General features: G+C 41.8%; 9 protein-coding genes. All 9 read left to right on the forward strand.

What is annotated here, in order from left to right:
- The first annotated feature begins 3 nt into the window (after window positions 1–3).
- The 9 genes from QM738_RS10180 to QM738_RS10220 are packed head-to-tail and all read left to right on the forward strand — an operon-like array spanning window position 4 to window position 16848.
- Window positions 4–2388 (forward strand): ABC transporter permease, encoded by a 2385-nt coding sequence (locus QM738_RS10180; RefSeq protein WP_462276586.1) that lies wholly within the window; start codon window positions 4–6, stop codon window positions 2386–2388.
- A gap of 9 nt (window positions 2389–2397) precedes the next feature.
- A complete protein-coding gene (locus tag QM738_RS10185) occupies window positions 2398–4779 on the forward strand; it encodes an ABC transporter permease (protein ID WP_462276587.1) in 2382 nt (793 codons plus the stop codon).
- 16 nt (window positions 4780–4795) lie between these two features.
- Window positions 4796–7183: an ABC transporter permease gene (locus QM738_RS10190; protein WP_462276588.1), complete on the forward strand. Its 2388-nt coding sequence runs from the start codon at window positions 4796–4798 to the stop codon at window positions 7181–7183.
- Window positions 7184–7193: 10 nt separating this feature from the next.
- Window positions 7194–7574, forward strand: a complete 381-nt coding sequence (locus QM738_RS10195) for an ABC transporter permease (RefSeq protein WP_462276589.1) — start codon at window positions 7194–7196, stop codon at window positions 7572–7574.
- Window positions 7575–9131, forward strand: a complete 1557-nt coding sequence (locus QM738_RS10200; protein ID WP_462276714.1) for an ABC transporter permease — start codon at window positions 7575–7577, stop codon at window positions 9129–9131. It begins immediately after the preceding gene.
- Window positions 9100–9621 (forward strand): ABC transporter permease, encoded by a 522-nt coding sequence (locus QM738_RS10205; protein WP_462276590.1) that lies wholly within the window; start codon window positions 9100–9102, stop codon window positions 9619–9621. The genes QM738_RS10200 and QM738_RS10205 overlap by 32 nt, the downstream gene beginning before the upstream one ends.
- Before the next feature lie 10 nt (window positions 9622–9631).
- Window positions 9632–12016: an ABC transporter permease gene (locus QM738_RS10210; RefSeq protein WP_462276591.1), complete on the forward strand. Its 2385-nt coding sequence runs from the start codon at window positions 9632–9634 to the stop codon at window positions 12014–12016.
- A 10-nt stretch (window positions 12017–12026) separates the two neighbouring features.
- Window positions 12027–14432, forward strand: a complete 2406-nt coding sequence (locus tag QM738_RS10215) for an ABC transporter permease (RefSeq protein WP_462276592.1) — start codon at window positions 12027–12029, stop codon at window positions 14430–14432.
- A gap of 10 nt (window positions 14433–14442) precedes the next feature.
- Window positions 14443–16848 (forward strand): ABC transporter permease, encoded by a 2406-nt coding sequence (locus QM738_RS10220; RefSeq protein ID WP_462276593.1) that lies wholly within the window; start codon window positions 14443–14445, stop codon window positions 16846–16848.
- Window positions 16849–16856: the final 8 nt, after the last annotated feature.

Genomic DNA, 16856 nt, shown 5'->3' on the forward strand with positions numbered 1-16856 from the left:
GCCATGATCAGGAATTATCTTTTATTAGCAGTAAAGCATTTCCGGAAACAGAAAATGTTCTCCCTTATCAATATACTGGGGCTAACGGTGGGCATTACCTGCTGTTTAATGATCTTCCTGTTCATTATGAATGAGTTCAGTTACGACGATTTTCATAAGAACGGGAAGGATATTTACCGGGTGATGCGTGTGGGACAGGTAAGTGGCCAGCAAAGGGAAATACCTTATGTGTCTGCACCTTATGCCACGGCATTAAAGAATGATTATCCTGATGCAGTGCTGCAAACGGTAAGGGTAAATCCTGATAACGACCTGGTGAGTTACAACAATGTTTCTTTCAATGAAAAGAAGATATGCCTGGTAGACAGTAATTTTTTTACCTTTTTTAGCTTCCCCCTGTTAAAGGGCGATCCGGCAACAGTACTGAATGAACCTACCAGCATTGTGATGACTGCTTCGGCAGCAAAAAAATATTTTGGCAACGAGGATCCTATTGGCAAAGTAGTGGATTTTAATAAAGACCTGCGTTTGAAAGTAACGGGCATCGCTGCAGATGTACCCGTAAATTCTCATTTAGAATTTGATATGGTAGTGCCATTGAGCAACTGGCGTACCACACCGTGGATGAACCAATGGCCGAACAACGGCATGTTCGCCTATGTACAACTCAATCCCAAAGTAAACCCTGAACAACTGAAAAAACAATTCCCGGCCTTTATGGATAAGTATATGGGAAAGTTTTATAAAGAAAGCGGTTTTAAAATGGATCTTACCATCAACCCGCTGAAAGGAATTTATTTTGAAGGCGAATCAGGTTTTGACAGTGTGAAGCACGGCAGCAAAAAAACGGTCTATATTTTTATGAGCATCGCCATATTGATACTGGTGATCGCCTGCATCAATTTTATGAACCTTGCTACCGCCCGTGCAACCGACCGGTCTAAAGAAGTAGGATTGAGAAAAGTATTAGGCGCTGTACGCAAACAACTCACCTGGCAATTTGTACTGGAATCGCTTTTGTTTGCAACAATAGCAACCATACTGGCTTTAGGATTGCTGCAGCTGTTCATGCCTTCTTATACCGCCTTCCTCGGTTATAAATTACCTTCTTACTGGAACAGGTCATGGTTCTATCTTTTTGTGGTGGGCATCATCATTGTGGTAGGGCTAATTGCCGGCAGTTATCCTGCATTGCTGCTATCATCTTTTTCTCCCATTGAATCATTGAAAGGAAAATTAAAAGCCGGCAAGGGCGGCGCCTTCTTCCGCAAAACGCTGGTGGTATTCCAGTTTGCGATATCAGTATTGCTTATTATCAGTGTAACAGTGGTTACCACGCAGATGCACTATGTACGCAGTACCGATCTTGGCTTCGATCAACAACAATCCATGATAGTACGGCTGGACAATAATAAAATATGGGAGAATAAAATTTTATTCAAGAACCAGTTGCAGGCTGATCCTGCGGTGCAGAGTGTATCGCTGATGAGTGGTGAGCCGGGCGGCTTTCATGATGGATATGGATTTGAAGTGCAGGGCAAGCCGGGTGAGAAAATGTTATTCAATACAGAATTTGCAGATTTTGAATATGTAAAAACACTGGGCGTAAAAATAATTGCAGGCAGAGATCTCTCTGCGTCATTTCCTACTGATACCAATAATGCGGTGTTGATCAACCGATCTGCTGCAAAAAAACTAGGCTATACGCCGGAGCAAGCCGTAGGTACCTGGGTTAAAAATGCCATGTGGGATAGTGTACCCCGTACCGTTGTGGGCGTAGTGGAAGACTATCACTACAAATCACTGAAAGAATCGATCGGCGAACTGGTAATTTCTCCCGGTAGGGAAGACAGGCGGCTGGCATTGATCAAATTAAAACAGGGACAGGTAGCGCCGGCGGTTGAGCGTATTAAAAAACTGTACACGGCTGATGCACCCGATTATCCATTTGAATATGCTTTCCTGGATGAGAAATTCGGACAATTATATAAATCAGAGATAAAACAGGAATCGTTGTTAACTGTTTTTTCCATGATCGCCATTGCAATTGCATGTCTTGGCCTGTTTGGCCTGGCATCTTATACCGCTATTAAAAGAACCAAAGAGATCGGTGTGAGGAAAGTATTAGGTTCATCGATACAGAATATTGTGTTCCTGTTGTCTAAAGACCTGATGAAACCTGTGTTACTGGGTACACTCATTGCGGTACCGGTTGGTTACTGGGCTATGGATAAGTGGCTGCAGGGTTTTGCTTACAGGACTACTGTGCACTGGTGGTTATTTGCAATGGCCGGCGCAGTGGCAGTGATCATCGCGATTGTAACGGTAAGTGTGCAGGCCATCAAAGCGGCATTGGTGAATCCTGTAAAATCATTACGAACAGAATAAAATACAAACATGCTCAAAAACTATTTCAAAACAGCCTGGCGAAGCCTGGTAAGAGGGAAAAGCTTTTCTTTTATCAACATTGCTGGGTTAGCTGCAGGTATGGCAGGGGCTATACTGATTTTACTATGGTTGCAGCATGAGATAAGTTTTGATAAGTTTCACAGTAAGAAAGATGACCTTTATGAAGTATACGGGCTTACCAGTAATACCGATGGACACCCGTTTGCAATTCCAGTAGTATCTCAACCGCTTGCACCGGCGCTGAAACAAAATTATCCTGAAGTGGCAGCAGCCACAAGAGTAAAGGATCTGGGGCATTTTCTTTTTACAGCAGATAATAAAAGTTTTACCAACGTAGCTGCGAGTATTGTGGATCCCTCATTTTTACAAATGTTCGATTTTCCACTTGTAAAAGGTAATACCGCAGCGCAATTAACAAATATCTATTCCATCACGATCACAGAAAAATTCGCAAAAAAATTATTTGGCACTACGGATGCAATGGGAAAAACGATCCGTATTGACAGCGTTGACAATTTTACTGTTACAGGGATTTTAAAAGACCTGCCGTCGAATACCCGTTTTGAATTTGATTGCTTGCTGCCCTGGGATTATTTAAAAAAGTTAGGTGAAGGATATAGCAACGACAGCTGGATGAGCAATAATACACCTACGTATGTATTGCTGAAACCAAACACCAATGTAGCAGCATTCAATGAAAAAATAAAAGACCTTACCAGGCGCAATACCGGTCGTACACAAATATGGACGCATTTCCTGTTTCCTTTAAAACAATGGCATTTGTACAGCGAATTTGAGAATGGTAAACCGGTAACCGGCCGTATTGAAAGCGTACGCATCTTTGCGATAATTGCAGCGTTCATTCTGCTGATCGCCTGTATCAATTTTATGAACCTGAGTACAGCCAGAAGTGAAAAAAGGGCCAAAGAAGTAGGCATAAGAAAAGTGGCAGGTGCCGGGAAGAATTTATTGATCGGCCAGTTCATCACCGAAGCATTTTTAACAGCATTGTTAGCCGGTGTAATTGGATTATTGATCGTACAATTAACATTGCCTTATTTTAATACGCTCATCAATACAGAGCTGGTTGTTCCTTATAACAGTTTGTATTTCTGGCTGGCTGCATCGGGCTTCGTGGTGTTTACCAGTTTGCTGGCAGGTAGTTACCCGGCGTTCTACTTATCTTCTTTTAAACCGGTAAGCATATTTAAAAAACAATTTAAAAGTACACAGGCGGTATTAACACCGAGGAGAGTATTGGTGGTACTGCAGTTCACTTTTGCTGTGGTACTGATCATCTCTACCATTGTTATCCGCAACCAGGTAGTATTTGCACAAAGCAGGGACACCGGTTTTTCACGCAACGATCTTATCCATGTAAATTTTGCAGGCGACATTGAAAAGAATTACCCGCTGATAAAACAGGAATTGATGAATGCAGGCGTGGCTGCTTCTGTAACTAAAACCATGACAGGTATTACACAAGGCGGTACCCATACCTGGGGCTTAAGATGGAAAGGAGAAATGCCGAAAGATACCAATACCACGATCACTATATTCAGCTCGGATGCTGACTTTGTAAAAACAGCCGGGTTAAAATTAATTGCCGGCAGGGATATCGACATCAATAAATACCCGGGGGATAGTCTTTCGGTAATACTGAATGAAACTGCTGTAAAACTGATGGGCTTTAAAGACCCCATCGGGGCAATTATAGAACGGCCTTATGCAAATCTGAATATGACTGTAGTGGGTGTGGTAAAAGATTATATCACGGGCTCACCTTACGAAGAAATTCCACCGGTGGTGATAGAGGGGCCCAATGCCTGGTTCAATACGATGCATATAAAATTAAATGCTGCAAACAGTACAACTGATAATTTAGCTAAGGCAGAGAAAATATTTAAAACCTACAATGCGGCATATCCATTCGAGTATCATTTTGTGGACGAGGAATATGCAATTAAGTTTAATGATGAACAAAAAACCAAAACCCTTGCAGGATTATTTTCTGCATTAGCGATCATTATATCCTGCCTGGGTTTATTTGGTTTATCTGCCTACGTGGCAGAAAGCAGGGTCAAAGAAATTGGCGTACGAAAAGTGCTCGGAGCTTCTGCATTTAATATCACTCAATTATTATCACTCGATTTTGTAAAGCTGGTGTTCATTGCATTACTGATCGCATCGCCGCTTGCCTGGTATGCCATGAATAAATGGTTGGAAAATTATACGTACCGGGTATCTATCAGCTGGACTATATTTTTAATTGCAGGAGCTGTTGCAATCATCATTGCATTGCTTACGGTAAGCTTCCAGGCTATAAAGGCCGCAATAGCAAATCCTGTAAAATCATTACGAACAGAATAAAATAATTATTACCGCCATGATAAAGAATTATTTCAAGATCGCCTGGAGGAATCTTTTAAAGAATAAGAGCTATGCTTTTATCAACGTAATGGGGCTTGCATTGAGCATTACCTGCGGTATACTTATTTTTTCGCTTGTAAAGTACCATCTTTCTTTTGACAATTTCCATGACAATGCCAACCGCATCTACCGCATTGTAACAGAGCAGCACCGCGATAATATCAGCTATACAGATGGTGTGCCTGCACCTTTGGGCAATGCCATTCGCAATGATTACACCTTCACAGAAAAAATTGCAAGGATCGCCACTTTCGATCAGCAACTGATCACTATTACTAATGATAAGGATGTAAAGAAATTCAAAGAAAAAGAAGGCGCCGCTTTTACGGAGCCGGAATATTTTTCCATTTTTAATTTTCCACTCGTAAAAGGAAATATCACTACTGCACTGAACGAACCGAATACCGCGATCGTAACAGAACGCATTGCAAAAAAATATTTCGGCAATGAAGATCCTATCAATAAAGTGTTCCGGCTGGATAATAAAGTGGATTGTAAGATCACCGGTATTTTAAAAGACCTTCCCGACAACACCGATCAGAAAGCAGAGATATTTGTTTCTTATGCTTCATTGAAATCTTATGATGAATGGTTGGCAAAAGATGATTCCTGGGGAGGTATACAAAGCGCCATGCATTGTTATACGTTATTGAAAAAAGGCGTGTCTCCTGCATCAGTAGAAAATGTGTTACCTGCGTATGTAAAAAAATACCGCCCCAACAGCAAGAATGTACACCACTATAAATTACAACCATTAGCAGATGTACATTTTAACCCGCACTATGGCGGCGCCATGGAAAAAAGAAATTTGTGGGTACTGTCATTCATTGCATTGTTCCTTGTTATCACTGCCTGCGTAAATTTTGTGAACCTTGCTACAGCGCAGGCGCTGAACCGTTCCAAAGAAGTAGGCGTAAGAAAAACACTGGGCAGTTTAAGATTGCAATTGTTCTGGCAGTTCATTACAGAAACAGGATTGATCACCATCATTGCCACTGTTATTGCTTATGGTCTGTCGTGGCTGGCATTGCCTTATGTAAATGAATGGTTCGGCATACATATAAGCCTGAATATCCTAAGCAGCTGGCAATTGCCCTTATTCATGATATTGCTGGCGGTGCTGGTAACTTTCTTTTCGGGTTCTTATCCCGGCATTATTTTATCTGGCTTTAAACCGGTGCAGGCCATTAAAGGAAAATTATCACAGCAATCAGTTGGCGGATTGAATACAAGAAGAAGCCTGATCGTAACACAATTCGCTATCTCGCAGGTACTGATCATTGGTATGATCGTAGTAATGGGACAGATGAAATATGCCAAACAATCTGACCTTGGTTTTAATAAGGATGGTATTGTGATGATTCCTTTTGCATCGGGTGCAGATTCTTCAGTAATAGAGCCCTTGCGCAACCGCTTTGCAACAATACCAGGCGTAGAAAAAGTATCGCTTTGTTTTACAGCACCGCTCGATAATAGTGGCTGGTCTACCAGTATGCAATTTGATAACCGCACCGAAACGGAAGCGGCAAGGGTAAATTTTAAAGCAGGTGATGATAACTATCTTTCAACATTTGACCTGAAGCTGGTTGCCGGAAGAAACTTTTTTCCTTCTGATACGGTAAGAGAATACCTGGTGAATGAAACAATGCTTGCTAAACTCGGGCTGCGTTCTCCTGGTGAGATCATCGGCAAAACATTGCGTGTGGATGGCAACCCGGCCCCGGTAGTGGGTGTGGTAAAAGATTTTCATGATAAATCTTTCCATGAAGATATCAACGCAGTTTGTATCTCTTCTTATTCAAATCTCTATCAAACTTTTGCTGTAAAAATTAACATGGCGAATGCAAAAGCCACTCAGGCTGCATTGGAAAAAACCTGGAGTGAAATGAGCCCCAATGGTATCTATGAATCTAAATTCCTGGATGCAAATGTTGCGGCCTTTTATGAAACGGAGGACCTGATGCTGAAACTGGTGCAGGTATTTTCTTTCATCGCCATTTTTATTGGCTGCCTTGGTTTATACGGACTGGTATCGTTTATGGCTGCACAAAAAACAAAAGAGATCGGTATAAGAAAAGTATTGGGCAGCAGTGTGGCGCAGATACTGTGGTTGTTTGGAAAAGAATTCTCACGTTTGATCATCATTGCATTTTTAGTAGCTGCGCCATTGGCATGGTGGGCCATGCATACCTGGTTACAGGATTATAAATTCCGCATCAATATCAGTGCGTGGTATTTTGTAACTGCCATCAGCGCCAGCTTTATTGTTGCAGCAGTAACAGTAAGCTACCAGGCTGTAAAAGCTGCATTGATGAACCCGGTAAAAAGTTTACGTACAGAATAAACCAAACGGTATGTTAGTAAATTATCTAAAAATTGCTTTCAGAAGCATCCGGCATAATAAGCTGTACAGCTTTATTAATATAATGGGCCTTGCAATGGGCATCGCTGCTTTTATATTGATACTGGAGTATGTTAGTTTTGAAAAAAGTGTGAATGCTTTTCACAAGGATAAAAAAAATATTTACCGTTTACTGAACGAAGATGCCAAAAACCAAACATGGCCACTGGTGGAACCAGGCTGGGCTGCCATGGCAAAAGATAAATTCCCGGAGATAAAGGACTATTGCCGTTTTGAAGATGGCATTGGCCAGGGTGTAGTGGGAAGAGCGGATAATAAGAATCGAACCATTTCACGAAGAAAAAATTGGATACGCAGAAGGCAATTTTTTTGAATTTTCAGCTTCCCGGTAAAGCGTGGACAGGCCAGCGCTTTTAAACAACCGGATGTGGTGTTCGTATCTCAACCTGCCGCCATAAAATATTTCGGAAAAGAAGATCCACTGGGAAGATCATTGGTGCTGTTCAATCAATTCGGAAAAAGAAATTTCACTGTCGGCGGTATTTACAGCATTCCTGAAAATTCGGATATAAAGTATGATATGGTGTTTTCGTTAGAGACACTTAAAAATCCTGCCAACCTGAATGATAACAGCTGGGCCGCTTTGGATAATATCGGGTCGCAATTCATACAAACTTATTTTCTTTTAAATAACGGTGTTGATCATAAAGCTTTTGAAAATACACTCACCGCATTCAGGGATAAAGTAAAGCCCGATAAAGACGGCATCCGGTTCCGGCTGCAACCATTAACCAATATTCACCTGGCGGCATCCCTGCAGGATAATTATCAAACCACGGGCAATTTAAAATATGTGTATATCATCAGTGTAATTGCATTGCTGATACTCTCTATCGCCTGGTTCAACTATATTAATTTATCTACCGCCAATGCCTTGAAACGGGCCGGTGAAGTTGGTGTAAGAAAAGTAATAGGTGCATCGAGAAGCACATTGGTATTCCAGTTTTTAACGGAGTCTATTCTGGTCAATATCATTGGTTTTATAATGGCATTGTTCATCATTCAGCTCATGCAGCCATTATTCAACAGTATCATCGATAAGCAACTTTCATTGAGCACATTGGGCGATAGTTATGTGTGGGTAGTTGGACTGGCCTTACTGTTATCAGGATCAGTTTTATCAGGCGCTTATACCGCATTTGCGCTATCCGGCTTTAAACCGATCGATACCATAAAAGCAAAACTAACCAGGTCAATAAAAGGCGCAACCCTGCGCAAATCATTGGTGGTGGGGCAATTCACCATTTCCATTGCTTTGATACTCTGCACGGCGCTTATATACCAGCAATTGCAATATATGCAAACAGAAAAGCTGGGCATTAATACAGAACAGGTAATGGTGATACGGGGACCGGAAATAGGGAGGGACAGCAGTTTTAAAAACCGCAAGACCGCATTTTTGAACAGTATTGCGCAACAAAGTTACGTTAATGCGTACACGCAAACTGGTAATGTACCCGGTAATGGATATAATTATGGAACAGACGGCTTTACGCAACCAAATTCTAAAAAAGGGGATGAAAAGAGATCTTATTCCATTATGGATATTGATGATAAGTATGTAAATACCTACCAGGCTCAATTAAAAGCAGGCAGAAATTTTTCCAGTGCTGAATGTCTTGTAAAAGCCAGCGATAATGATAAAGTGATACTGAATGAAAGAGCGGTTGAAATGATGGGGTTTGCATCTGCACAGGATGCGTTGCAAACTAAAATTCAAAAAGATGGCAAAGTGTTGCAAGTGGTTGGAGTGATACAAAACTATCATCATACCGGTTTGCAGAATGCGATAGAATCCTATTGTGTTTTTTCCGAAGAACAGCAGCGCTTATTTTTCTTTGCGCCTTTCTACAAGCAACCTGAAGAATAATATCGCTTCCCTGCATACAATTTATAATAGTTATTTCAGCGGCAACCCTTTTGAATATTTTTTTGCTGATGAGAATTTTAACAGGCAATACGTAACAGAAGCGCAATACGGCCATTTATTTACCGTGGCTTCAATATGGGCTATTTTCATTGCCTGCCTCGGCCTGTTTGGGTTAACAACTTACACTATCGAAAGCCGTAAAAAAGAAATCGGGATCAGGAAAGTAATGGGTGCCAGCATATACAATATCACGGAGTTATTGTCGAAAGATTTTTTAAGGCTGGTATTGATCGCTATTGTTATTGCATCTCCCATAGCCTGGCTGATTATGAATAGCTGGCTGAAAGATTTTGCTTACAGGATACATATAAGTGCGTGGGTATTCATATTGGCAGCAGCAGCTGCATTACTGATCGCATTTTTTACGGTCAGCTTCCAGGCAATAAAAGCCGCATTGGCCAACCCGGTTAAAAGTTTACGAACAGAATAAAAGTAACCCCATGATAAAAAATTATTTGAAGATCGTTTTCAGGAACCTGCGGAATAACAAAGCCTATTCCTTTATCAATATTGCCGGCCTTTCTGCGGGCATGGCGGTTGCAATGGTGATAGGATTGTGGATATGGGATGAACTGTCTTATAATAAATACCACCAGCATTACGATCGTATTGCAATGGTAAAACAAAATCTTACCAACAACGGCGAAACCACCACACAGTCGGCCATACCTTACCCGCTGGCTGCTGAGCTGCGCAATAAATACGGCAGCAATTTCAAATACGTGGTATTAAGTACCAACCTTGGTGACCGCATCATGAGTGCGGGAGATAAAAAATTAATGGAGAGCGGTATATATATGGAACCGGAAGGTCCTGAACTTTTTTCATTGAAGATGATCAGGGGCAGCAGGGATGGATTAAAGGAATTATCTTCTGTAATGCTGTCGCAATCTGCGGCCAAAGCTTTTTTTGGTGATGAAGATCCGATGAATAAGCCCATGAAGATGAATAATAAGATCGATGTACAGGTAGTGGGTGTATACGAAGATCTGCCGGCTAACAGTATGTTGGCAGGACTGCAGGTTATTTCACCCTGGCAATTGTTCCTGAACAACACAGAGTGGATAAGAACAGCCAGTGATCCCTGGAGGCCCAATGCATTTAATATTTTTACACAGCTGGCAGAAAATACAGATGCAGCAACTGTATCAGCAAGAATTAAAGATGCCAAATTAAACAACGTTAATAAAGAGCTGGCCAAAAAGAAACCCGAAATATTTTTACAGCCAATGAACAAGTGGCATTTGTATGCCGATTTTAAAAACGGTGTAAATGTGGGTGGCGCTATTAAATATGTATGGATGTTTGGTATCATTGGCATTTTTGTGTTATTGCTGGCCTGCATCAATTTTATGAACCTGAGTACCGCACGAAGTGAAAAACGTGCCAAGGAAGTAGGCATACGTAAAGCTATTGGTTCGGTACGCAGCCAGCTCATCTACCAGTTCTTTATGGAATCGATGACGATGGTTTTCTTATCATTTGCAATTGCCATTCTACTTGCCTTACTGATACTGCCCTTCTTTAACAGCATTTCCGATAAGAGCATGCAGATACCCTGGAATAATTTTTATTTCTGGGCAATGGGTATCGGTTTCACTTTATTCACCGGCATCATTGCAGGAAGTTATCCTGCATTGTATCTCTCTTCATTTCAACCGGTAAAAGTTTTGAAAGGCACTTTCAAAGCAGGGCGATATGCTGCATTACCCCGGAGGGTTTTGGTGGTATTACAATTTTCTATTTCTGCAGCCATGATCATTGGTACACTGGTGGTGTTCCGTCAGGTACAATTCAGTAAGAGCAGGCCATTAGGCTTTACCAATAATGGCATCATTACTATGCCGATGAATACTTCCGAAATTCACGATCACTTTGAAACAGTAAAATCTGAGCTGGAAAAAACTGGCGCTGTGATGGCTGTTGCAGAATCAGGCAGCCCGCTTACCGGCATATGGTCATCCACCAGCGGCATCAGCTGGCAAGGAAAAGATCCCAATCTTGCAGTTGATTTTTTAAGAGAGAATATATCGCTTGATTATCCAAAACTGGTAGGGTGGCAGATCGTTGCGGGAAGAAATTTTTCCAAAGATTTTCCATCGGATTCATCAGGAATAATACTGAACGAATCGGCCGTAAAATTTATGGGGTTCAAAGATCCTGTTGGAGAGAAGGTACGCTGGTTTGATGAAACCGTTACCGTGATAGGTGTATCAAAAGATATGGTGATGCAATCGCCTTACGAACCGGTAAAGCCAACGATCTTTGTTTTATCCGGGGGCTATGAATCTTTTGTATCGATAAAACTCAATCCTGTACAAAGCGCCCATCAATCCATTGCAGCAATAGAATCAGTATTTAGAAAATTCAACCCCAGTCAACCTTTTACCTATACGTTTTCGGATGAAGCTTATGCCAAAAAATTCGGCAGTGAAGAACGCATTGGTAAGCTTGCAGGCTTTTTTGCATTGCTTGCTATTTTTATCAGTTGCCTTGGATTGTTCGGTATGGCATCATTCATTGCTGAACAAAGAACAAAAGAAATTGGTGTAAGAAAAGTATTAGGTGCATCCGTATTGAATGTATGGGGTTTGCTCTCGAAAGATTTTGTACTGCTGGTAGGCATTGCACTTTTGATCGCCATACCGGCATCGTATTATTTTATGCACAGTTGGCTGCAAAGCTATTCGTACCGCACAAACCTTTCGTGGAGGATATTTGGTGCAGCAGCAGCAGGTGCATTACTGATCACTTTGTTAACGGTAAGTTTCCAGGCGATCAAAGCAGGCATTGCCAACCCTGTTAAAAGTTTACGAACAGAATAAACCATTAGCCATGATAAAGAACTATTTCAAGATCGCCTTCCGCAATTTGCTTAAGAACAAAGCATTTGCTTCCATCAATATTTTCGGGCTGGCAATAGGTTTTGCCTGCTGCCTGTTGATCAGTGCATTTTTATACAATGAACTGAGCTATGATCAATTTCCGGGATCAAAAGATATTTATCGTGTAGAGATCAACCTGGAGAACAAGGATTTTTATTCTGCTCCGGATGTAGCCGTGGGCAGGGGTATGAAAGATGCTTATCCTGAAATAATGGATTTTGCAAGAGTACTTAACTGGAAAAATGTATTTGTAAAATACGATAACCAGCAATTCAAAGAACCTGCGATCGGTATTGTGGATTCGAATTTTTTACAAATGTTCTCTATCACATTGCAAAAAGGCGATGTAGCCACTGCATTGAGGGAACCGCACACCGTGGTATTATCGCAGGCCATGGCAACAAAATATTTTGGCACAGCCGACCCGATGGGAAAAATGCTGGTGATCAATAATAATGCGGCCAATCCATTTAAAGTAACAGGTATATTGGGGGATATGCCGGGCCACCTGCATTTTAATTTTGATATTTATACAGGTTACAGGGATAATCCTAATGTTCAAACCTGGAGCAATGTGGGCAATTATACTTATGTACGCCTGAGGCCCGGTACCGATCCTAAAAAACTGGAAGCAAAATTTCCTGAACTGGTGGCAAAGCATGTGGTGCCCGAGGTGCAGCATGATATGGGCGTAAGCCTTGCGGAAGCACAAAAATCGGTGAACACTTTTATCTTTTATTTAAAACCCATCGAAAAGATCCATCTCTATTCTTCCAACAAAGATGAAATGGAAGTGAATGGTAGTATAAAATATGTGTACATATTTGCCGCACTCGCATTTTTCATCATTTTACTGGCGGCTGTAAATTTTACCAATCTCTCTACGGCTGCTTCTATCAAACGTTCTAAAGAAGTAGGCATACGAAAAGTGATGGGCTCGGGTAAAAAGCAACTCATATTGCAATTCCTGTCGGAATCATTATTGCTTACATTCTTCTCCTATATCATTTCATTGGGTTTTGTATACCTGGCGCTTCCTTTCTTTAATGACCTTTCCGGTAAGCATATTGTATTTACCAGCTTTATTAATTACAAAGCCGTATTGGCATCGCTGGCATTTGTAATAGTAACAGGTTTGCTGGCCGGCACTTATCCTGCATTTTTTCTTTCATCATTCAATATCATCAGCATACTGAAAGGAAAGAAGAACGCCACGCCCAAAACCAGCAACCAATTACGCAGTGGCCTGGTGGTTTTCCAGTTCGCGGTTTCTATTGCGCTCATCATCTCCACCATTGTGGTATACCGGCAATTGCATTTTATGCAGAACAAATCATTGGGTTATGATAAAACGCAGGCCCTGATCATTAACGACAGTTATTTACTGGGTAAAGATCAGCAGGCATTTAAAGAACAATTATTAAAAGACAGCCGTGTGGTAAGCGCCACTTTATCAAAAGATGTGCCCGTAGGCGCACCTTCCATCGATGGCACACAGGCTTATGCAAAAGATAACCTGGCCAACGAATCGCATTCGGAGATACACATCAATAAATACCATGTGGATTATGATTACCTGAAAACACTGGGCATGCAGATGGTGAGCGGGAGATATTTTTCGCCGGAATACGCGGATTCAGCTGCGGTGGTATTGAACGAATCTGCAGTAAAGGAATTTGGTTTTAAAGGCGACCCGATCGGTAAATCTATCATTTCCTCCGGCCAGCATGAATATAATATCATTGGCGTGGTAAAAGATTTTCATTACACATCTGTAAAAGAAAAAATAGCACCGCTGGTAATGATGCTGGGCGATAATAATGGCGGCCTGATCGTAAAGATCAAAACTGCAGGCGTAGAAGGTCTATTGTCCACTATCAAAGATCAATGGAACAGCTTTAATCCCAAAGGACCATTTACGTATAATTTTATCGACGACAGGTTTGCAGCCGTATACAGCGCTGAAGTAAGAACGGGAAAAATATTTTCCTCTTTTGCATTGATCTCCATCATCATTGCAGCACTTGGTTTGCTGGGCTTGTCGGCTTTTTCTATTGCACAACGCACCAAAGAAATTGGTGTACGCAAAGTATTGGGTGCCAACATTGGCCAGGTAGTGGTTTTGCTGGCAAAGGATTTTCTATACATGGTGGTCATCGCATTTGCGTTATCCGTTCCCGTTACCTGGTTCGCCATGCATAAATGGCTGGAAGAATTTGCTTACCGGGTAAATATCGGCTGGACGGTATTTGCGCTGGCGGGCAGTATTGCTGTGCTGATAGCACTGGCTACTGTGAGTTTCCAGGCCATCAAAGCGGCATTGATGAATCCTGTAAAAAGTTTAAGAACCGAATAAAACCAAAGCCATGATAAAGAATTATTTTAAAGTAGCCTGGCGCAATCTTTTTAAGAACAGGTCATCTGCATTTATCAACATCAGTGGTTTGGCAATAGGCATGGCGGTAGCCATGCTTATTGGCTTGTGGATATATGATGAAGTGACCTATAATCATTCTTTTAAAAATTATAAACGCATTGCCAGGGTATTGCAGCACCAAACCTTTAATGGAAAGGTAGGTACACAGCGGTCTTTACCGGCCCCGATGGGCAATGAGTTGAAAGAAAAATATGGCGGTGATTTTAAATACGTGGTCATGTCTTCGTGGGGAGGAAAGCATATTTTAAGTTATGGGGATCAAAAAGTGCTGAAGAATGGTAATTATATGGATGTGGATGCAGCCAAACTGCTTTCGCTTAAAATGCTCCGTGGCACCAATGAGGGATTGAAGGACCCCAATTCCATCCTGCTCTCTGCCTCGGCAGCCAAAGCTGTTTTTGGGGATAAAGATCCTTTGAATGAACTGATAAAAATTGACAACAAACAAGATGTAAAAGTTACCGGAGTATATGAAGATATTGCGGAGAATGCAGATTTTAAAGAACTGTATTTCATTGCACCCTGGAGCCTGTTTGTAGCATCAGAACCCTGGGTGAAGCGCTCGGTGGAACAAGCGCAATGGGGCAATAATTCCTTCCAGGTATTTGTGCAGATTGCAGATAACACCAATTTTAATACGGTGAACAGGCATATCATTAATGCCAAGCAGAATAATGTGCGCCCGGAAGATAAAAAATACAATGCAAGGATATTGCTGCACCCGATGGATGACTGGCATTTAAGGGCTAAATGGGAGAATGGTATAAACACCGGCGGTTTTATAGAGTACGTGAACATGTTTTTAATGATCGGCATTTTTGTACTGTTACTGGCCTGCATCAATTTTATGAACCTCAGCACCGCCCGTTCCGAAAAAAGAGCGAAAGAAGTGGGTATCCGCAAAGCCATCGGTTCATTGCGCATCCAGCTGATCAAACAATTCTTTACCGAATCATTGGTGGTTGTACTGCTAGCTTTCGTGTTATCGTTACTGTTAGCAAAAGCCCTGATGCCATTATTTAACAGCATGTCTGGTAAAAATATGGATATACTCTGGAGTCAACCTTTATTCTGGATCATTGGTGTAGGCTTTGCATTATTTGCAGGTATTATTGCCAGCAGTTATCCGGCCTTATACCTTTCCTCGTTCAAACCGGTAAAGGTTTTGAAAGGAACTTTTAAGGCAGGCCGCCTTGCATCCTTGCCCCGCAAAGCCCTGGTGGTGGTGCAGTTCACCGTTTCGGTAAGTCTGATAATCGGAACCATTATCGTGTATAAGCAAATACAATACAGCAAAGACCGCCCTGTTGGTTATGACAGGAATGCATTGATGTCGATACACATGAGCTCGCCAGATTTTAAAAACAAGCTGGAGCTGGTACGCACGCAATTAAAGAATGAAGGTGCAATCATCGAAGCAGCGGAAACATCAGGTCCGCTTACAGAGGTATGGTCCAACAATGGTGGCATATCATGGCCCGGTAAAGATCCCAACCTGGATGGTGGCTTCGCTACTATTTGGGTAAGCCACGAATTTGGTAAAACAGTAGGCTGGCAATTTACAGCAGGCAGGGACCTTTCGAGGGACTTACTTACTGATTCTGCATCCATCGTGGTAAATGAAGCGGCGGTAAAATTCATGAACATTAAAAACCCGGTGGGCACAATGATAAAATGGGGCGAGGGGGAGCATGCACAGAGTTTTACCATTGTTGGTGTAATAAAAGATATGGTAATGGAATCGCCTTATGAACCTGTAAACCAATCGATCTTTTTCCTGAATAAAAGAGAAGATGCGAATTTCATTGTATTGAAATTGAATCCGGCACAAAGCGCTGCAACATCTATTGCAAAGATCGAAGCATTCTTTAAAAAAAATGTACCGGCGGCACCATTCGAATACCAATTTGCGGATGATGATTACGACAGGAAATTTCTGGCTGAAGAACGCATTGGCAAGCTTGCCGGCTTTTTTGCGATGCTGGCGGTGCTGATCAGTTGCCTGGGGCTTTTTGGATTGGCTTCTTTTGTTGCGGAACAACGCACCAAAGAAATAGGCGTAAGAAAAGTTTTGGGCGCATCGGTAATGAACCTGTGGGGTATGCTGTCGAAGGATTTTGTACTGCTGGTGTTGATATCCTGCCTGGTTGCAGCGCCACTCGCTTATTATTTCCTGCACGGTTGGTTACAGAAATATACCTACCGTACACCTGTAAGCTGGTGGATATTCCTCGTGTCGTTTGCGGGAGCATTGCTGATCACATTAATAACGGTAAGCTTCCAGAGTGTTAAAGCGGCATTGACCAATCCTGTAAAATCATTACGTTCCGAATAAAGCTATCA

The organism is Ferruginibacter sp., from assembly GCF_049840995.1.
In the GTDB taxonomy this organism is placed as follows: Bacteria; Bacteroidota; Bacteroidia; order Chitinophagales; family Chitinophagaceae; genus Ferruginibacter.